At 55.9% G+C, this 19,426-nt stretch carries 20 protein-coding genes; 15 read left to right on the top strand and 5 right to left on the bottom strand.

Annotated features, from left to right (window positions below; translation table 11 throughout):
• Positions 1-42: 42 nt before the first annotated feature.
• Positions 43-639 (bottom strand): histidine phosphotransferase family protein, encoded by a 597-nt coding sequence (locus tag QZ268_RS10035; protein ID WP_295451751.1) that lies wholly within the window; start codon positions 637-639, stop codon positions 43-45.
• Between the two features lie 27 nt (positions 640-666).
• On the opposite strand from QZ268_RS10035, the gene QZ268_RS10030 reads away from it, so the two are divergent.
• From QZ268_RS10030 to tsf, 5 genes are all read left to right on the top strand, one after another.
• Complete coding sequence (locus tag QZ268_RS10030) at positions 667-849, top strand: DUF3553 domain-containing protein (RefSeq protein WP_295451749.1); 183 nt, start codon at positions 667-669, stop codon at positions 847-849.
• Positions 850-956: 107 nt separating this feature from the next.
• A complete protein-coding gene (locus QZ268_RS10025) occupies positions 957-1,718 on the top strand; it encodes a GNAT family N-acyltransferase (RefSeq protein WP_295451747.1) in 762 nt (253 codons plus the stop codon).
• Positions 1,719-1,722: 4 nt separating this feature from the next.
• Positions 1,723-2,550 carry a lysophospholipid acyltransferase family protein gene (locus QZ268_RS10020; protein ID WP_295451745.1) on the top strand — a complete coding sequence of 276 codons (828 nt, stop codon included), beginning with the start codon at positions 1,723-1,725 and terminating at the stop codon, positions 2,548-2,550.
• 157 nt (positions 2,551-2,707) lie between these two features.
• The gene (rpsB, locus tag QZ268_RS10015) at positions 2,708-3,463 is read left to right on the top strand and encodes a 30S ribosomal protein S2 (RefSeq protein WP_295451742.1); all 756 of its coding nucleotides are present in this window, start codon (positions 2,708-2,710) and stop codon (positions 3,461-3,463) included.
• A gap of 90 nt (positions 3,464-3,553) precedes the next feature.
• Complete coding sequence (tsf, locus tag QZ268_RS10010; RefSeq protein ID WP_295451739.1) at positions 3,554-4,429, top strand: translation elongation factor Ts; 876 nt, start codon at positions 3,554-3,556, stop codon at positions 4,427-4,429.
• A 513-nt stretch (positions 4,430-4,942) separates the two neighbouring features.
• Here the strand turns inward: tsf and QZ268_RS10005 are convergent.
• From QZ268_RS10005 to QZ268_RS09995, 3 genes are all read right to left on the bottom strand, one after another.
• Positions 4,943-5,698 (bottom strand): LuxR family transcriptional regulator, encoded by a 756-nt coding sequence (locus QZ268_RS10005; protein ID WP_295451734.1) that lies wholly within the window; start codon positions 5,696-5,698, stop codon positions 4,943-4,945.
• Positions 5,698-6,150 (bottom strand): type II 3-dehydroquinate dehydratase, encoded by a 453-nt coding sequence (gene aroQ, locus QZ268_RS10000; RefSeq protein ID WP_295451732.1) that lies wholly within the window; start codon positions 6,148-6,150, stop codon positions 5,698-5,700. The genes QZ268_RS10005 and aroQ overlap by 1 nt, the downstream gene beginning before the upstream one ends.
• 164 nt (positions 6,151-6,314) lie before the next feature.
• Positions 6,315-7,310, bottom strand: a complete 996-nt coding sequence (locus QZ268_RS09995; RefSeq protein ID WP_295451730.1) for an NADPH:quinone oxidoreductase family protein — start codon at positions 7,308-7,310, stop codon at positions 6,315-6,317.
• 168 nt (positions 7,311-7,478) lie between these two features.
• On the opposite strand from QZ268_RS09995, the gene QZ268_RS09990 reads away from it, so the two are divergent.
• The 10 genes from QZ268_RS09990 to QZ268_RS09945 all read left to right on the top strand — a co-directional run bounded on the left by QZ268_RS09990 (position 7,479) and on the right by QZ268_RS09945 (position 18,389).
• On the top strand, positions 7,479-8,648 hold the full coding sequence (locus QZ268_RS09990; RefSeq protein ID WP_295451728.1) for an acyl-CoA dehydrogenase family protein: 1,170 nt from the start codon (positions 7,479-7,481) through the stop codon (positions 8,646-8,648).
• Between the two features lie 5 nt (positions 8,649-8,653).
• A complete protein-coding gene (locus QZ268_RS09985) occupies positions 8,654-9,769 on the top strand; it encodes an acyl-CoA dehydrogenase family protein (RefSeq protein WP_295451724.1) in 1,116 nt (371 codons plus the stop codon).
• Between the two features lie 6 nt (positions 9,770-9,775).
• The gene (locus tag QZ268_RS09980; RefSeq protein WP_295452063.1) at positions 9,776-10,597 is read left to right on the top strand and encodes an SDR family NAD(P)-dependent oxidoreductase; all 822 of its coding nucleotides are present in this window, start codon (positions 9,776-9,778) and stop codon (positions 10,595-10,597) included.
• Between the two features lie 46 nt (positions 10,598-10,643).
• Entirely contained in the window at positions 10,644-11,639 is a 996-nt protein-coding gene (locus QZ268_RS09975; protein ID WP_295451721.1) for a nitronate monooxygenase family protein, read from the top strand.
• 2 nt (positions 11,640-11,641) lie between these two features.
• Complete coding sequence (locus QZ268_RS09970) at positions 11,642-12,292, top strand: histidine phosphatase family protein (protein WP_295451719.1); 651 nt, start codon at positions 11,642-11,644, stop codon at positions 12,290-12,292.
• Between the two features lie 12 nt (positions 12,293-12,304).
• A complete protein-coding gene (locus QZ268_RS09965; protein ID WP_295451717.1) occupies positions 12,305-13,333 on the top strand; it encodes a phosphotransferase family protein in 1,029 nt (342 codons plus the stop codon).
• A gap of 209 nt (positions 13,334-13,542) precedes the next feature.
• A complete protein-coding gene (locus QZ268_RS09960) occupies positions 13,543-14,307 on the top strand; it encodes an enoyl-CoA hydratase/isomerase family protein (RefSeq protein ID WP_295451715.1) in 765 nt (254 codons plus the stop codon).
• 32 nt (positions 14,308-14,339) lie between these two features.
• Entirely contained in the window at positions 14,340-15,551 is a 1,212-nt protein-coding gene (locus QZ268_RS09955; protein ID WP_295451713.1) for a serine hydrolase domain-containing protein, read from the top strand.
• The gene (locus QZ268_RS09950; RefSeq protein WP_295451711.1) at positions 15,548-17,509 is read left to right on the top strand and encodes an acetoacetate--CoA ligase; all 1,962 of its coding nucleotides are present in this window, start codon (positions 15,548-15,550) and stop codon (positions 17,507-17,509) included. The genes QZ268_RS09955 and QZ268_RS09950 overlap by 4 nt, the downstream gene beginning before the upstream one ends.
• A gap of 13 nt (positions 17,510-17,522) precedes the next feature.
• Positions 17,523-18,389, top strand: a complete 867-nt coding sequence (locus QZ268_RS09945; protein WP_295451709.1) for an acyl-CoA thioesterase II — start codon at positions 17,523-17,525, stop codon at positions 18,387-18,389.
• A gap of 22 nt (positions 18,390-18,411) precedes the next feature.
• On the opposite strand, the gene QZ268_RS09940 is transcribed toward QZ268_RS09945, so the two are convergent.
• Entirely contained in the window at positions 18,412-19,179 is a 768-nt protein-coding gene (locus QZ268_RS09940; protein WP_295451706.1) for an SDR family oxidoreductase, read from the bottom strand.
• Between the last annotated feature and the right edge of the window lie 247 nt (positions 19,180-19,426).

Genomic DNA, 19,426 nt, shown 5'->3' with positions numbered 1-19,426 from the left:
TTTTTCTATGATCACTTTTGTCAGGGTCTGACAGCAGGCATTCTAAAACCAGACTGTGACTTTCTCGTCTGTATGGTCAAAGCCCAGCTGACATTCTGCCTCTGTCGCCGCCGCCGGTAGCATGGCAAATTGCACCTGCGCCGGGGTCAAGCTGGCCGAGGTGTCGCTCCCGTCGAGATAGCCCCAAAGTGATGCTTCAACAGCGACCTTGCGGCCTTCGCCCGCCACCGTCCATTTCCCATCTGTGCAGGTCATGGTGATCATACCGCCATAGGGCAGGGCGGTTTCCAGGCACAGCGCTGCCAGAAAGGCCATACGTACGGCGCTGCGGCTGCACCCGTCGGCGTAATCCCATTGGAACTTTAGGCGGCCAGCCTTGCTGATGTCATCCAGAACCGAGACGATCTCTGCCCGGCCCATCTGCTGATCACCCGCAGCGCCAAAGGCAATGCGGAAAAACCGGATGCGCGCATTGGCATTCAACACACTGTCGGAAATCAGCTCAAGCTCCGGTCCGGCCATGGCACCGGACATTGCCAGCAATTCCAATCCGTTGTTGATAGCGCCGACGGGGCTGATCAAATCGTGACAAATTCTGGACCCTATCAAAGCGGCCAAATTGGCGGTATCTACGGCCATATCTTTCCTCCGAATTGGGCCCATCACATGATCGACCTCAATGCCTTCCTTGCCCCCGGCATGCGCGTTACGCATCCGGATCATCCTGAATGGGGACCTGGAGAAGTCCAATCCAATGCAGGCGGCAAAATTACTGTCAATTTCCCGGACCAGGGAAAATTGGTCTTTGACGGGACACGTGTTCCCTTGATTCTAGTGAATGAGGCTTAACGGTTTATGAATAGTTAAGAAACCCCGGAGAGTTTTACGAAAACCTTGCCTATTGCACCCTTAGCGGTCTATCAGCGCCGCAAACTGATCTAGGAAAGCCCTGGTACATGGCTGAAACCCAAACTGAATTCACCGTTTCGCTGGCCACGACCGACGCAGACCTGCGCGCGGCCCAGGCGCTTCGCTATGAGGTCTTTGTCAGCGAAATGGGCGCTGACGGCGCCCTGGTAGATCATCGCGAAGGGCTGGAGAAAGACACGTTTGATGCCTTTTGTGATCACATGATCATTCGTGAGACCGCAACAGACCGGGTGGTCGGGGTGTACCGCCTGATGCGCGCGGACCAGGCGGTCAACGCCGGAGGGTTCTATTCGGAGGCCGAATACGATCTGAGCCCACTGACCCGCTCTGGGCGGCGCTTGCTGGAACTGGGCCGGTCTTGCCTACATCCAGAGTTTCGCGGTGGCAAAGCCCTGTTTTATCTTTGGGTGGGTCTCAATGCCTATGTGTCTGAGCACGATATTGAAATCCTGTTTGGGACTGCCAGTTTTGCCGGCACCGACCTGAACGCTCTTTCCGGGCCATTGTCGGTGCTGAACCGGGACTACCTGGCGCCACCGCCCCTGCGGTGCAAATCCCGCAGCTATCAGCCGATGGACCTTCTGGAGGCCAGCGCGGTAGACCGTAAGCGCGCCATGGTGGAGTGCCCGGCCTTGATCAAGGCCTATCTGCGCCTGGGCGGCACCGTAGGAGATGGTGCCTTTGTCGACCACGGGTTTAACACCACTGATGTGCTTATGATCCTGGATACCGCTCGTATGACTGAACGACAAAAGCGGTTCTACAGCACTCCAAAGGCCCGGGCTTAACAAGATGTCTGCGACCTGGAATGAAGGCGAGCCCCCGGAGCCGCTGCAGATCTCGCCCTCTGGCTGGGGGCTGATCCTACTGCGCGCCAGTGTGCTGGGAACCTTGGTGTTTGGCGGATTGATAATCCTGCTCTTGGTTCGTCTGGTCGAGCGGCCGCTCTGTGGACTGCACCGGCCTGTCACTCCCTTTATTACACAGTTTGTCTGTCGCAATGCCTTTCGTATCCTGGGGATCGGCTTTACGGCCCATGGCACCCTGATGAAACATAGCGGTGCCGTGGTGGCCAATCACACATCCTGGTTGGACATTTTTGCGCTTAACGCCAAAAAGCGCATCTATTTTGTGTCCAAGGCTGAGGTCGCCGCCTGGCCCGGCATTGGCTGGCTGGCCCGTGCCACAGGAACGGTCTTTATCGAACGCAACCGTGCCCGCGCAAAGGAGCAGACCGAACTGTTTGAGGCACGGCTGATGGCAGGACATAAGCTGCTGTTTTTCCCCGAAGGCACCTCCACCGATGGGCTCCGGGTTTTGCCCTTTAAAACAACGCTTTTTGCGGCGTTTTTTGGGGAACACCTGCGGGATATTTGCTACATCCAACCGGTATCTGCAGTGTTCCATGCGCCCAAAGAGGCAGAAGAGCGGTTCTATGGCTGGTGGGGCGATATGGAGTTCGGACCGCACCTGCTGAAAACCCTGGCCTCGCGGCGCCAAGGACGGGTTGAGCTGACCTACCACGCGCCGCTGAAGGTCAGTGATTTTGCCAATCGCAAGGCCCTGGCGGCGGAATGTGAACGTATCGTGCGACAGGGACATGCGAAGATGCGCAAATAGCCCTTGCACAGGTGGTCATCCTGGCCTATACGCGCGCCATCAAACCCGCAGGTGGGGTTTGGCCTGTCTGGGGGAGAAATCCCCAAATGGGCCGCCGGTTGGAGCAAATGCTCTGAACCCCCACCGAGGACTGAAACCGGAAACAAGGAATACAAGCATGGCTCTTCCCGAGTTCACCATGCGCCAGCTGCTGGAAGCAGGCGTACACTTTGGTCACCAGACACAGCGCTGGAACCCGCGTATGGCACCCTATATCTATGGTGCACGCAACGGCATCCACATCATGGACCTGACACAGACTGTTCCTATGCTGGACCAGGCCCTGCAGATCGTCCGCGACACCGTTGCAAAGGGCGGCCGCGTTCTTTTTGTTGGCACCAAGCGTCAGGCCACCGGCCCCATCGCCGAAGCCGCTGAAAAATCCGCACAGTACTACATGAACCACCGCTGGCTCGGCGGCACCTTGACCAACTGGAAAACCGTTTCCCAGTCGATCAAACGCCTGAAAGAAATTGACGAAAAGCTGGAAAGTGGCGCCGAAGGCCTCACCAAGAAAGAGCGTCTGGGCATGGAACGTGACCAGGGCAAACTGCAGGCCTCATTGGGCGGTATCGCCGAAATGGGCGGTGTTCCTGATCTGCTGTTCGTCATCGACGTGAAAAAAGAAGCGCTGGCCATCGCCGAAGCCAAAAAACTGGGTATTCCAGTTGTGGCAATCGTCGACACCAACTGCTCCCCTGATGGCGTTGATTTTGTGATCCCAGGCAACGATGACGCATCGCGCGCTATCTCCCTGTACTGTGACCTGGTTGCACGTGCTGCGCTGGACGGCATGTCCGCTCAGCTGGGTGCCGCCGGTGTTGACCTTGGTGCCCTGGAAGAGGCGCCTGTAGAAGAAGCAGTTGCTGAATAAGCACCCGCCGACGCTACCTGTCACAGTTTTGACATGCGGGGCAGGCTATCACCTGCCCCAATTCCGTTTTGATTTGAGGAGAGCCTAAAGATGGCAATCACAGCTGCACTCGTTAAAGAACTGCGCGACTCCACCGGCGCCGGCATGATGGACGCCAAAAAAGCGCTGACCGAAACCAATGGCGACATGGAAGCCGCCGTTGACTGGCTGCGCACCAAAGGTCTGGCCAAAGCGGCCAAAAAATCCGGTCGTACCGCAGCAGAAGGCCTGGTGGCCGTTGTTGTTGAAGGCGGCAAAGGTGTTGCGGTTGAAGTGAACTCCGAGACCGACTTTGTTGGCAAGAACGCCGAATTCCAGGAAATGGTTGGCGGCATCGCCAAGGCTGCCCTGGGTGTTTCCGATGTTGAGGCGCTGAAAGCCGCTGACATGGGTGGCAAGACCGTCGAAGCCGTTATCACTGACAAGATCGCCACCATTGGTGAAAACATGTCCGTACGTCGTATGTCTGTTGCCGAAGGTGACACTGTCATCTCTTACGTCCACAATGCCGTGACTGCTGGCATGGGCAAAATCGGCGTGTTGGTTGCAATGACCGGCGGCGACGAAGCCTTTGGCAAGCAGGTTGCGATGCATATTGCAGCTGTGAACCCTGCAGCTCTGTCAGAAGCAGACCTGGACGCTTCGGTTGTTGAAAAAGAAAAGCAGGTTCAGATGGATATCGCTCGCGAATCCGGCAAGCCTGAGGCAGTCATCGAGAAGATGATCGTTGGTCGCATGAAGAAATTTGTTGGTGAGTCCACTCTGCTCAACCAGCCGTTTGTTGTGAACCCAGACCTCACCGTTGAAGCTGCGGCAAAAGAAGCCGGCGCCACCATCACCGGTTTTGTACGTCTGGAAGTTGGCGAAGGCATCGAAGTCGAAAAAGAAGATTTCGCAGCTGAAGTTGCAAAAGCGGCACAGGGCTAAACGTCCTCCCAAATATCCAAGATCAGGGGCTGGCGGTTTTCCGTCAGCCCCTTTTTGTTTGTCAAAATGACAGCAGGCTGGGCAAAATACGCCCTAGCTAGACTGGCTAGATTTGCCGCAACCGCAAAACCAGCCCAAACGCAGCTACAGATCGGTGCGAGGCGTAAGCTCTAAATCTTGGGCATCATCGAACTAGCGAAGGAAAAGGAGCAGGTGGAGAGGCCCCATTGATGGGGATGGATGGGGCCTCTCTTTAACACGGAACTGGCGCGGAAAAATACGCGCCAGAAACCGAACAGGTCTGAGAGCCTTGGTATTGCAAGGGTCATTTCCCAAAGTTCCTAGGCCAAAGCCACCACTCACGGAACGGTGCTATAGTGCCCGATATTTAACTTTTCGTGTAGTAGTGTTTTCCATACCCGAATGACGGCAGCTCCCCCTAGGGAAGGCACATCTAAAAGATGTAAATCATGTGTAGTTTTTTGTCGATCGACCTATGACAGTAAAACTGTTTCAGTTTTCAAGCACATACATCTGGTTTTGCAGCGCCGCCTTTAGCACGGCCTGGGCACTGGTTTCCACCGATAGCGACGCCCGCGCCAGGCGAAGGTGTTTTTCTACGGTCGCCGGGGTCAGCCCCATAAGCAGAGCAATATCCTGGGTGGTTTTTCCGTCTCCGACCCATTCCAGGGCTTCGCGCTGGCGACTGGTCAGGCTGCGATTCGGCGAGTCATAGGGCAGGGTCAGGATCTTGAGATGAACCACATTGTTCATCAGAATGACATCTTCACCATGCTCACGCCACATTTCGTCAAGATCGCTCTGGCAAATTCCGGGTTTACCAGCCAGGGAAATTGCCCCTTTGTAGCGTTTGGAAGCAGAGAAAAAACTGATGGTATATCCGGCCGTCAGCTGCATGCGTTCGTTGAATTCGATCACCTGTTTGGACGCGGGGCCCAACAGGCCGTCGTCGAGCATTTTGCGGATCATTTCCCAACTGCGGGCGCCTTCGTTCTTGAGCGCCCAGAGCACCATCGGAGCCTGGCGGTAGAGGCCCTGATGTAGAAAACCAGAAATGTATTTCTGATCGTGGTTGGTCAGAATGACAAAATCGTCGGGATCGCCCAGCGAGGTTTCGGTTTTGAACCGGGTATAGCCGTAGATTAGACGGTGGAACCCATATTCTGCCATTTTCGATACATGGGCATGCCACAGCTCTTCGATGCTTTTTGCGCCGGAAACAAAGTGAAGATATTCCAACATTGTCATTAGGTTATATCGCTTGATTGAGACAGTTTTTGAACCAGAGCATCAATCGCCATCAAATAGCCCTGAGGGCCAAAACCACATATCTGTCCGATCGCCGCACGGGCAATATAGGACTGGTGGCGAAAGGCCTCGCGGGCATGGATATTGGACAGATGAACCTCAACCGTGGGGATCTCAACCGAGTAAATGGCATCCATTAGGGCCACAGAGGTGTGGGTATAGGCTCCAGCATTAAGAACAATGCCAGCATGTTTACCACGGGCATCATGTATGGCGTCCAGTAGAACGCCTTCGTGGTTAGATTGAAAACACTGCGCCCGAACCCCCGATTTTTGTGCATATTGAATGCAGCTGCTTTCCAGCATTTCGAGGGTTTCTGCCCCATAGACCTCGGGTTGCCGCGTTCCAAGCAGGTTGAGATTAGGACCGTTCAGTATCAATAAGCTATGCATTACATATCCCCTGAGTCCAAGATTAAGGTGAAACGGCAGCTTTGCACAGTCAAAGCGAAACGATTGATCGCGGTTTTACACGCAGTATGTTGCTAATATCGCACGAAAAAAAGGCTGGCGCACCCAATTGGCCGCCAACCTGAATCTTTGCACCTTTGTTTGGTCTAGCTGTTGGTCAGGACCACCTTGCCCATAACACGCCTGTCCTGCATCATCTCCAACGCATCTGCGGCCTTTGTCATTGGCAAGACATCGCAAATCTGTGGCTTAATCTTGCCTGCGCCATAGAGCTCCTGCAGCTCGGCCATGTTTTCTTCATGACCCTTGGGATCACGAAAGACCGATGCGCCCCAGAATACGCCACGAATATCGCAGCCTTTCAGCAGCGGCAGGTTCAGCGGAAGTTCCGGGATGCCGGCAGGAAAACCAACAACCAGGTAGCGCCCCAGCCATGCCATCGTCCGAAGCGCTGGTTCTGCATAGTTACCGCCCACCGCATCATAAACAACATCAACGCCAGCTTTGCCGGACAGCTCTTTGATATTGTTCGAAAACTCTTTCTGCTCATCGCGACTCATCTCGCGACTGTAGACCAGGGTTTCATCGGCACCGATCTTCTTGCAAAAGGCTGCTTTTTCCTCGGATGACACCGCCGCAATCACTTTTGCGCCCATGGATTTCCCCAGCTCAATTGCCGCAGCACCAACGCCGCCGGCGGCACCCAATATCAGCAGGGTTTCCCCGGCTTTAAGCTGCGCCCGGTCTTTGAGTGCGTGATAGGAGGTGCCATAGGTAAAGACAAAGCCCGCAGCATCCTCAAAAGGCATCGCATCTGGGAACTTCACGGCCTGCTTTGCCGCCACACAGATCTGCGTGGCAAAACCTCCATGGCCGGTCAAGGCCAGCACACGATCGCCGATTTCGTATCCGCTGACTCCCTCACCAAGGGCCGCCACCACCCCGGCAATCTCGCCACCCGGGGCAAAGGGGCGCGGCGGCTTCATCTGATAGAGATCACGAATGATCAGCGTGTCAGGGAAGTTGACGCCAGCAGCGCGAATATCAACCAGCAGTTCACCCTTGCCAGGGCTCAAATCCGGCTGTTCGGTCCAGACAAGTGTTTGAGGTCCACCCGGGGTGGTGCTGAGCATAGATTTCATATTTTTCCTTCCGGCAGCCCGGTGGCCGCCTTATGTTTCCTAAAATTACGTAAAGTCTTCTGTCCCTCAGCCGCGTTGTCAATGGCATAGCGAAATGTAATTCTACATTGTGAAACCGCCATAGGCCATGGGAGGCTCTGGAGCGCGGGACTGAGGAGAAGACACATCATGGGTGAAGTTAACGCGGGACGCGATCACGCCGAGTTTCGGCGCGAGGTCCGGGAATGGTTGGAGACAAATTGCCCGCCAGAAATGCGCGATGGTGCGGCTGGCGAGAGTTCAATCTGTTGGGGGGGGACCACTTGGGTCTTTACCTGCGAGGCACAAAAGATCTGGCTGGATCGCTGCGCAGCACGTGGTTTTACCGTGCCCACATGGCCCAAAGCCTACGGCGGTGCAGGGCTTAGCCGGGATGAAGACAAAATCCTGAAGCAGGAGATGCAGGCCATTGGCGCGCGCTCACCACTGGATAGCTTTGGCATTTGGATGCTTGGGCCGGCGCTTTTGAAGTTCGGTACAGAAGAGCAGAAACTGCATTACCTGCCGCCCATTGCCCGCGGCGAAATTCGCTGGTGTCAGGGCTATTCCGAGCCCGGCGCCGGCTCTGATCTGGCCGGGGTACAGACCCATGCCGCGGATCAGGGCGAGACCTGGCTGGTCAATGGGCAAAAGATCTGGACCTCTTATGCGGATCGCGCCGATTGGATCTTTGCTCTGCTCAGAACAAACCGTGACGCCAAGAAACATCTCGGCATTTCCTTCGTCCTTATGGATATGCGCAGCCCTGGAATTACCACACGTCCGATCCAGCTAATTTCCGGCGCGTCGCCGTTTTGTGAGACCTTTTTTGAAAATGTTGAGGTGCCAAAGACCCAAGTTGTTGGCACCATTGATCGGGGCTGGGATGTGGCGAAATACCTGCTGACCCATGAACGCGAGATGATCAGCAATGGCGGCAATGCCATGGGATCTGGCCGTGCCCTGGGGGCGGTTTTAACCGAGAGCGAAACCGGTCAGAGCGATCCTGTGCTGCGCGGTGATGCGATGCGGGCCGAGGTGGATAGCCTGGCAATGGCGATGACCCTGGAGCGGTACAAGGATCAGGCCGAAGGCGGCCAGGGCGTTGGCGATGCCTCTGCCATGCTGAAATATATGGGAACCGAACTGAACAAGACGCGGCTTGAACTGATAATGGCTGCCGATGGGGCTGATGCATTGACCTGGGGAGACACGCCAGCATCGTCCTGGCTGCGGACCAAGGCCAACTCGATCGAGGGGGGCACCTCCGAGGTGATGCTCTCGATTATCAGCCGTCGCATTTTGAACCTTCCAGGATAAGAAACATGGCAAAACTCATTCAAACAGAGGAAGAAACCCTCTTGTCAGAGGCGGCCCATGGGTTCCTCTCCAAATCCGCGACAGTATCCCGTCTGCGGGAAATGCGCGACAGTGGCGAGCATTCTGATCCGGCGCTTTGGCAGGAAATGGCTGCAGCCGGCTGGGCCGGCGTTTTGGTCCCCGAGTCTGCAGAAGGCTCCGATATGGGCCACGCAGCAGCCCATGTGCTGGCCCGCGAAATGGGCCGCAACCTGACTGTCAGCCCCTTTCTCAGCACCGCCGTCATGGCTGCAACCTTGCTACGCCAATTCAGCGATGACAGCGCCACCAGCAAACTGAAGCAGATCGCCGTCGGCGGGCTGACCTATGCGCTGGCGCTGGATGAGACGGCAAAATTTTCGCCAGACCAGGTTGAGCTAACTGCGGAAAGCCGTGGCAACGGCTATGTGTTAAACGGTAAAAAGCGTTTTGTCGTAGATGGTTGTGACGCGGACCGCATTCTGGTTCTGGCCAAAAGCGACGCGGGCCTGTGCCTGTTTGATCTGGCCAACAAGGCCCAGGGTCTGACCCAAAACGCGCTGAAAATGATCGACAGCCGTGATGCAGCGGACTTGATATTTAACGATGTCGAAGTCTCAGGCGAGGCCCTGTTGGGCGACCCCGGTGCAGGGTTTGATGTGTTGAAGCCCGCGCTTGAGGCCGGACAGGCCGCATTGGCGGCTGAAACCACCGGACTGGCAGAGGCGGCATTTTCCCTGACCACCGATTACCTGAAAGAGCGCAAACAATTTGGCATCACCATCGGCAGTTTCCAGGCGTTGCAACATCGGGCAGCGCATCTGTGGTGTGAAATCGAGCTCACACATTCTGCGGTGTTGAATGCGGGCCGTATTCTGGACGAAACTCCAGATCAGGCGACACTTGCTGTCTCGGTCGCCAAGGCGCGGGCAACGGATACGGCCCAGAAATCGGTTCAAGAAGGGGTGCAGATGCATGGTGGCATTGGCATGACCGATGAATTCGACATGGGGTTTTATATGAAACGCGCCCGGGTCGCAGCCGAATGGCTGGGGGACTATGGCTATCACGCCGGGCTGGTTGCCCAATTGCGTGGCTTCTAAGGAGAGATTGAGATGCAGGATCTGTTTACACTCAACGGCAAAACCGCACTGATCACCGGCGGCGCAACCGGCATTGGCCGGATGGCGGCTGAAGCCATGGTCCGGGCTGGCGCCCGGGTCTTGATCGCCTCGCGTAAAGGCCATGCCTGCGAAGCCGTGGCGCAAGAACTGAACGCATTGGATGCACCGGGCTCGGCCGAAGGTTTTGCCGGCGATGTCGGCACCGAAGAGGGCATCATCGCCCTGGTGGATGAGGTTAAATCCCGCACCGAACAGCTTGATATTTTGATGAACAACTCTGGTATCACCTGGGGGGCAGAGCTCAAGGACTTCCCCCATCAGGCTTGGGAAAAGGTTATGAATGTCAATGTGACTGGCGTTTTTGATCTGACCCGTCGCTTGCTGCCAATGTTGATCAAAAGCGGTGAGCTGGGAGATCCGGCGCGGGTGATCAATGTAGGCTCGGTCATGGGGGAGATCCCTATGGGGGATGGCGCCTATAGCTATTCCGCCTCCAAGGCGGCGGTCATTCATATGTCCAAAATTCTGGCCAAGGAACTGGCCCATAAGCATGTCACGGTAAATGCGCTGGCCCCTGGGCCCTTTGTTTCCAGAATGACCGCCTTTGCCACCGGCGACGAGGAAAAGCGGGAAAAAGTCGGCAACGATGTCCCCCTAGGCCGGGTTGGCTGCTACGAGGATATCGCGGGTTCTGTGTTGTTTCTCAGCGGCAAGGGCGGCGCCTATGTCACAGGCGCGGTGGTGCCGATTTCAGGTGGTATCAATGTCATGTCCGGTCAGAATATTTTTGGCAGCGCAATGGAATAGAAAAGGTCAAAGTTGACCCGTAATATTCTGAAATAAGGAAGAAAAGATGTCTTCACCCAATCAACACCTCCCCAAGGCGCTGCAAAACCTGCGCCTGCCGCTGATCGGCTCGCCTTTGTTTATCATTTCTGTGCCAGAACTGGTGATTGCCCAGTGTAAGGCGGGCATCGTCGGCGCCTTTCCAGCGCTAAATGCCCGCGAAGGCGAGGGGGATCCGATCCTGCTGGAGGCTTGGCTCAAGCAGATCACCGAAGAGCTGGATCGCCACAATCAGGAAAACCCTGATCAGCCCGCCGCGCCCTTTGCGGTCAATCAGATCGTTCACCGCTCGAACGCGCGACTGGAACGCGACCTGGAGATCTGCAACCGCTGGAAGGTGCCGATCTGGATCACCTCGCTGGGCGCGCGTCCTGAAGTGAATGATGCGGCACATTCCTGTGGTGGCGTGGTGTTGCATGATGTGATCAACAATACCTTTGCCAAAAAGGCCATCGACAAGGGCGCTGACGGGTTGATTGCCGTAGCTGCCGGCGCTGGCGGCCATGCAGGCGAACAGTCGCCTTTTGCCTTGATCCGTGAAATCCGCAGCTGGTTTGATGGCCCGCTGGCGCTGTCCGGCGCAATCGCCAGCGGCGAAGCCCTGTTGGCGGCGCGCGCTTTGGGCGCTGATTTTGGCTATGCCGGCTCGCCCTTCATCGCCACCCATGAGGCAAACGCCCAACAGGATTACAAACAAATGATCGTCGAAAGCGGCGCAGAGGACATTGTATATTCCTCACTCTTTACAGGTGTTTGGGGGAACTATCTGAAGAAGTCTGTTTCTCAGGCTGGTCTGGACCCCGAAAACCTGCCCCAGGCAGATTCCTCTTCCATGAACTTTGGCAGCGGCTCTTCCAAACCAAAGGCTTGGAAAGAGATCTGGGGTTCTGGCCAAGGCATTGGCGATGTAAAATCGATCTGCTCTGCGGGGGAATTGGTAGATCGCATTGCCAGCGAATACCACGCCGCTGGTAAAAAACTGGCTAGCGAGTTCAAGAGCTGACCATGGCCGAACTTCTGATTGTTCGCCATGGTCAGGCCTCGTTTGGGGCCGAGAACTATGATGATCTGAGCGACCTGGGGCGGCAACAGTCGCGCGCCCTGGGCGATACCTTACGTGCCCTTGACTGGGTCCCGGATCGGATGATCACCGGCAGCTTGATGCGTCAAAAGCAAACCCTGGAGGAAATGGGGTTTGACGGAGATGCAGAAGAGCATGCGGGCTGGAATGAATATGATTTTCACGACCTGCTCAACAGCCGCTATGGCGGTGTGGCCCCGGATGATGTCATCACAGATCGCAAGACGCATTTTCGCGCCCTCAGGGAAACGCTGACAGAGTGGCAGCAGGGCGGCATTGCCTCGGCGGGTGAAAGCTGGCTCACCTTTTGCGACCGGGTGGAACGGGCCCGCCAGGCGGCGGTTTCTGATAGGGTGGAACGGGTATTGGTGGTAAGTTCGGGCGGAGCCATCGCCCGACTGGTAGCGGACAGCCTTTCCCTGCCCAACGATCAGATGATCGCGCTGAACCTTCAGATCAAGAACACATCCACCAGCCGGTTCGTGTTCTCAAAGGAGAAGTTTTTTCTCCACGAATTCAATTCTGTGCCGCATTTTCATAACGTGGAGCGTGCGGCTCTTATGACCTATAGTTGACAGGAACAGAAGATGAGCACAAAGACCCAGACCCTGGATCACGAGGCCGTTGGCGCCTATCTTCGCGGCCGCCTGCCGGGATTTGACAGCGATTTTGAGGTAGTGAAGTTTCAAACCGGGCAATCGAACCCGACCTTCATGTTGAAAACCACCGAAGGAAACTATGTGCTGCGGCGCAAACCTCCGGGTGTTTTGCTGAAATCGGCCCATGCGGTTGATCGTGAATTCCAGGTTCAAAAAGCTCTGGCGGACACCGATGTGCCGGTGGCCAAGATGCATCTGCTGTGCGAAGACGACGATGTCATTGGCTCAGCCTTTTATGTGATGGATCACGTGGCCGGGCGCAACCTCACCGATCCGCGTATGCCGGACTCGGACCCGCAATCCCGCGCTGCGGTGGTAGATGAGATGAGCCGGGTCCTGGCCTCGCTGCATCAGGTGGATATTGATGCGGTCGGCTTGGCGGACTATGGCCCTCCCGGCAACTATTTTGAGCGCCAGCTGGCGCGTTGGACCAAACAGTATCGCGCCTCGGAAACCGAGGTCATCCCAGAGATGAACGAGCTGATACAAGCCCTTGAAAAAGCAATGCCAAAAGAGGACGGACAACGGGGTCTTGTGCACGGAGACTACCGGATCGACAATATGATCTTTGCCAGCGACGGACCAACCTGTCAGGCCGTATTGGACTGGGAGCTGTCAACCATTGGTCATCCCTATGCGGATCTTGCCGGGGTTATCATGCAGTGGCAAATGCCGCCGGGAAGCGAAGGCCGTGGCCTGGCGGGTATTGATCGCGCCGCGCTTGGTCTGCCTTCGGATCAGGCCTTTATTGAAAGCTATTGCAAGCGGCGGGGATTGGACGGAATTGACAATTTTGGCTTCTATCTGTCTTTCAGCTTTTTCCGCATGGGCGGGATTTTGCAGGGCGTTCTGAAACGCGCGCTGGATGGCAATGCCTCAAACCCCGAACGCGCCGTCAAACTGGGTGGATTTGTGTCACTGTTTGCCCGTAGCGGTTTGGAAGCGCTGAATAAATAACCTTTTGATCTATCGCATGTATCGTTTGGAAAAATGCGGGCAACATCTGCCCGCATTTGTTTACCTCTCTTGGCTAGACAGGCCTGACCATGCGGTACTGCGTGGTTATACGTAGCTCTTTACCCTCGACCGGGGGCTTCAGGACTGCGCAATATGTCAATCAAAGCCTTCGGCAACAGAAGGCGAACTCTGAGCAAAGGAGAGCCCGGATGACAGGAAGTGATACCCTCACCACACGTGATCTTGGAGATGGGATAGTTGAGCTGCAGTTGGGCCGTGGCCCGGTCAATGCGCTGAGTGCTGCGTTCCTGATGGAATTTGCTGAACTGATCACCCGACTGGGCACGGATGACGCCGTGCGGTGCATCATTTTAAGCAGTCCTTTCAAGGTGTTTTCTGCCGGGCTTGACCTGAAGGAAGCGCAGCATTTTGATCTAGAGCAGCAGCAGGAAATTGTGCGTGGCCTCAACGAAGGCTTTCTGGCGCTCTATGCCTGCCCCAAACCGGTCGTGGCCTCTGTCGGTGGGGCGGCGATTGCGGGTGGGTTGTTCTTTGTGCTTGCCAGTGATCGTCGGGTTGCCCTGAACAAATCCTCCTTTGGCCTCGCAGAGGTTCGCGTTGGGGCGGATTTCCCGGTTGGCCCATTGGAGATCGCCAAAGCAACCCTGGACGCCGACACTCAGCGGCGCATGATGCTGACCGGCCAACCCATTGGCCCCATCGCGGCGCGTAACTTTGGCTTTATCGACATTATCGCAGACGACCTTGAAGATCTGGCAGGCTACTCCCTGTCAGAGGCGCGCAAGCTGGCTGAGCTTCCTTCGATGGCCTATGCCTCGATCAAGCAGCAGCTCAGAGGCGAGACAATCAAAAAGATCAAGACAGCACTGGCGGCAGGCGGCAACGCCCCTGACGGCGGCTGGTTCAACAGCCAGACCGTCGCGGCCATGCAACGCATGATAGATCAGAGATAGCGACATAGAGGCGAATATGGGGGGTGCAGGGAATGGATAAAACCCGGCTAGAGAACTTAAAGCAATGGCAGCAACGCTATGTGGATGAAAGAAAATATGCGGGCAGCTCCCTTCTGATCAATCGGGGTGGTGTTGAGCAGTATTTTCATGCGGCAGGCCGCCGGAACCTGGAAGAGAACCTGGACTTCACCCGCGATACGCTGGTGCGGATCTATTCCATGACCAAACCTGTGACCTCTGTGGCGCTGATGATGCTGGCCGAAAAGGGATTGTTTCACCTTGATGCGCCGGTGTCCGATTTCATTCCAGAATTCTCTCAGATGCAGGCGCTGGTACCCGGTGCCAGTTCGATCGAGCAAACCGAGCCCTCTCGGTCGCCAACCCTGCACGAACTGCTGACCCATACCGGCGGGTTAAGCTACCCGTTCAACCCCGGCATCCTGTCCCAGGCCATGGACCGTGAACAGCTGATGTTCAAACCCAACCAGGGCGATCTGGGCAAGATGGTTTCCCACCTGGCCAGCTATCCACTGGCGTTCCAGCCGGGCAGCCGCTGGGAGTATTCCGTCGGTATTGATGTCCTGGGACGCGTGGTCGAAATTGTTTCTGGTCAGACACTTGCAGAGTTCTTTGAAACAGAGATCTTCCAACCTCTGGGGATGACAGAAACTGGGTTTCGGGTTCCACGGCAGGCGGGCAACCGATTTGCATCGCTCTATACTCCGCTGTCCGGGGATGCCATGGCGCTCAATTCCGCACAAACTGGCGGCGAGTCCCTACGCCTGACCGATCTTTACGGCGGCTCCCCCTTTGAAACCGCCGATATGATGTCAGGTGGCGGTGGTCTGGTGGGAACCCTTGACGACTATATGCTGTTTGCCGAGATGCTGCGCCAGCGTGGGCGCGGCAAGGATGGCTTTATCCTCTCGCCAAAAACCGTTGATTTTATGATGCAAAACCACCTTCCCGGTGACATTGCCTCTATGGGACCACAAAGCTTTGCCGAACAGCCGATGGAGGGCATGGGCTTTGGCCTGGGAGGGGCTGTGGTACTAGATCCAGCCCGGGCGCGCTGCCCCGGATCTGTTGGCGATTTCAGCTGGGGCGGTATGGCCTCGACCTTCTTTTGGGTGGATCCAATACTGGACCTTTCGGTGGTCTTTTTCACCCAGCTCTCTCCTTCCAGCTCGTACCCAGCACGGGCTGAACTCAAAGCCCTGGTGCACGGAGCCATTTTGTCATGAACGAAAACCCAATCCTGTGGACCCCCACATCCGAACGCGCAGAGGCCAGCCAGTTGGCGGCTTACCAAAACTGGCTAAAGCAGACCAAAGGCCTGGATTTTGACAGCTACAACGCGCTGTGGACCTGGAGCACCACCGACTTGGAGGCGTTCTGGCAAAGCATTTGTGACTATTTTGAGCTTAAGTTCTCGGAACCGGCCAGCACTGTACTGGAAGAGCGCAAAATGCCGGGTGCCAAGTGGTTCCCGGGAGCAAAGCTGAATTGGGCCGAAAATATCCTTGCTGCCAGAGGTGTCGAGGAGGACCATCAGGCTCTGATCATCCATTCAGAAACCTTTGGCCGCACAGAACTTAGCCTTGGCGAGCTGCGCGCGCAGGTCGCAAGCCTGGCCGCACATCTGCGTAACATGGGGGTCGGGCAGGGGGACCGGGTCGCCGCCATCCTTCCCAACACCGAAAGCGCCATTATTGCCTGCCTTGCAGCGACCAGCCTGGGTGCCATCTGGTCTCTCTGTGCGCCAGATATGGGCCATGTTGCCATCCTCGACAGGTTCCGCCAGATCAAACCCAAGGTATTGATTTATCAGGACAGTTACATGCATGGCGGCAAAGAGATCAGCCGCAAGGACGAGATGGCAAAGGTTGTCGCGGACTTGCCGGACCTGCAGAGCCATATCTATGTCGCCGCAAATGACCAACCTCACCCCACGGGCTCTGTCGCCTGGGAAGGCCTGCTGCATCGCCCAGCAGAGCTGACATTTGCCCAGGTCGATTTTGACCACCCCCTGTGGATCGTCTATTCCTCTGGCACTACCGGCAACCCCAAGCCGATTGTGCACGGCCACGGCGGCATTCTGCTGGAAGGCACCAAACAATCGCTTCACCTTGATCTGAGCCCCAGCAGCCGCTTTTGCTGGCTGACCTCATCTGGTTGGATCATGTGGAATTCGCAATTTGGGGCTATGGGGCAGGGTGCCACTGTGATGCTTTATGATCGCGCCCCTAACTATCCGGATATGTTGGATATCTGGCGGCGGGTGGCAGATGAGAAGATGACGTATTTTGGTGCTGGCGCCGCCTTTTTCACTGCCTGCGCCAAGTCCGGGATCACCCCCGACGCCACGTTGGATCTTTCCGCTCTGGTTTCACTTGGGGCAACCGGGTCGCCGATGACCTCGGATGGGTATGACTGGGTCTATCGCGCGGTGAGCCCAGATATCTGGCTGGCGCCCATTTCTGGCGGCACTGATTTTGGCGGCGCATTCGTCGCCGGCAACGTGATGCTGCCCGTTCGGGCCGGTGAAATGCAGGCCCGTGTGCTTGGCAATGCGGTGCGTGCCTTTGATCCTTTTGGCTCCGAGCTGACCGGAGAGGTCGGAGAATTGGTCTGCACCGAACCTTTGCCCTCTATGCCTTTGTTTTTCTGGGGGGATGAGGACGGATCACGCCTGTTTGAAAGCTATTTTGACACCTATCCAGGCATCTGGCGGCATGGGGACTGGATCTCCTTCACCCCCGATGGGGGCTCGGTCATCTACGGACGTTCCGATGCCACGATCAACCGTCGCGGACTGCGGCTGGGGTCTTCCGAAATCTATCAGGCGGTGGAGGTGCTGGCGGAGATACAGGACAGTTTGGTTGTTGATCTGGAATTCCTTGGCAAAGAAAGCTTTATGCCGCTCTTTGTGGTGCTGACACAGCCCGGAAGCCTGGATAATACACTGAAGGATAAGATTAAAACTTCCATCCGTCAGTTTGTATCCGCTCGCTTTGTGCCTGACGAAATTATTGAAGTGCCGGAAATTCCCCGCACGCTATCAGGCAAAAAGCTGGAAGTTCCGGTGAAAAAGCTGCTACTGGGGGGCGACCCTGCAAAGGTTGTGAACCGGGACTCGATGGTGAACCCTGACAGTTTTGATGTATTCATTGCCTATGCGAACGACCGAAATACATCTTAGAAAGATCTGCTAAATGACTGACGCTGGGAGTGTTCTTCTCAATCTTCTTGATCTGGAAGAGCTCGATACCAATCTTTATCGCGGGGTTGGCTCGGGCGGAGAGACGCCCATGCGGATCTACGGTGGCCAGGTCATTGCACAGGCCTTGGCTGCCGCCTATGCCAGTGTTCCCGAACGGTTGTGCCATTCGCTGCATGCCTATTTCATCCGGCCCGGCGACCCCAGCAAACCGGTGATCTACGAGGTGGATCCAGCCCGTGATGGCGGCAGTTTTACCACCCGTCGGGTCACCGCGATACAGAATGGTCGACAGATCCTAAACCTGGCAGCCTCGTTCCATTTGGTGGAGTCAGGCTGGGAACATCAGCATGAAATGCCCGATGTGCCAGCGCCAGACGGGCTGTTGTCCCGCGATGAATTGCATCGCCAGCATGCCCATCGCATCGCAGAGGATCAATATGAGGAATTCATCAAAGAGCGTCCCTTTGAAATCCGCGATATTGAGCCGCGTGATCCGCTAGATCCAGAAATTACTAGTGATATCAATCATATGTGGATAAGAATGGAGGCGGCCAAAGGGGCAGGGCCGCAGTTGCAACATGTGCTGATGGCCTATGCCTCCGACTTTGGGTTGCTTGGTTCCGCACTGCGGCCCCATGGGCTCACCTGGCACAAGCCCGAAGCGATGACAGCCAGTCTGGACCATGCCATGTGGTTCCATGCTCCGGTGCAGTTTGAAAACTGGCACCTCTATACAATGGATTCGCCTTTTGGCGGCGGCGGCCGCGGCTTCAATCGCGGCTCGATCTATACTCAGGACGGCCAATTGGTCGCCAGTGTCGCGCAGGAAGGACTAATGCGGCCAATCAAAGAACGATAAAACCCCATCAGCCTATCTCACATTACATGCCACCGAAGCGGTCCCGCAGCCTTTGCATGCCAGTAATCCAACGCCCATAGTTGGAAGTCTTGGCCTGCATGTAGTCCTTTACCTGTGGATGCGGAAGCACCAGGAACTCATTGTTCTCAATCGCCTTTACACAACAGTCTGCAACCATATCCGGCTCTAGCAAACCGTCGAGACTGGCAACACTTTCCTCCAATCCACGGGTCATTTCAGATCGCACGGCCTGTGGGCAAAGAACCGAGACACCAATTCCTTGATCCCCGTAGGTGATGGCCAGCCACTCAGCAAACCCAACTGCCGCATGTTTGGTCACCCCATAGGGCGCCGCGCCAATCTGGTTCAACAGGCCTGCCGCCGAGGCAGTGTTGAGCATATATCCACCACCACGTTTCAACATCAGCGGCACCAAATGACGCGAGGCCCAAACGTGGGACATCACATTGATATCCCAAATCTTTTGCCATTCATCATTGGGAACTTCAAATCCACCCTTGGTCAGTATCCCGGCATTGGAACAGAACAAATCTATCGGTGCGATGCTGTCTTCAACGGTATCAATCAGAGCCTTGATGCTGTCTTCGCTACCTGCGTCAAGATGCAGCGCGACACCTCCAATATGGTCTGCGGTCGCTTTTGCAGCATCCAGATCAATATCAGCGCAGATCACATGGGCCGCGCCAAGATCGGCAAATTTTTCTGCCAGCCCTTTGCCAATGCCATGTCCAGCGCCGGTTACAACTATGCAACTACCCTTGATATCCATCTCTGTCGCCTTGTCCTTGGTTTTGTTGAATAAAGGCTACTGTGGTTTTCGGGGTCTGCCAATCCGGTGTGACGGAACGGAACAAATATATTTACCATAATCCAGATTATTGGATTAAAGTGTGTAGTCGGGTGGATTCACAAACGAAGTGCAAATTCTTTACTAAAACAGAGAGTTGCACGGAGGATGAAGAATGGGAACCCACTACTGTCACCTGAAGCTGGACGAACGTCGCAAGCTTGCAAAG

The sequence above is a fragment of the uncultured Pseudophaeobacter sp. genome (assembly GCA_905479575.1).
Taxonomy (GTDB): domain Bacteria; phylum Pseudomonadota; class Alphaproteobacteria; order Rhodobacterales; family Rhodobacteraceae; genus Pseudophaeobacter.
This window is presented reverse-complemented; position numbering and strand designations above follow the sequence as displayed.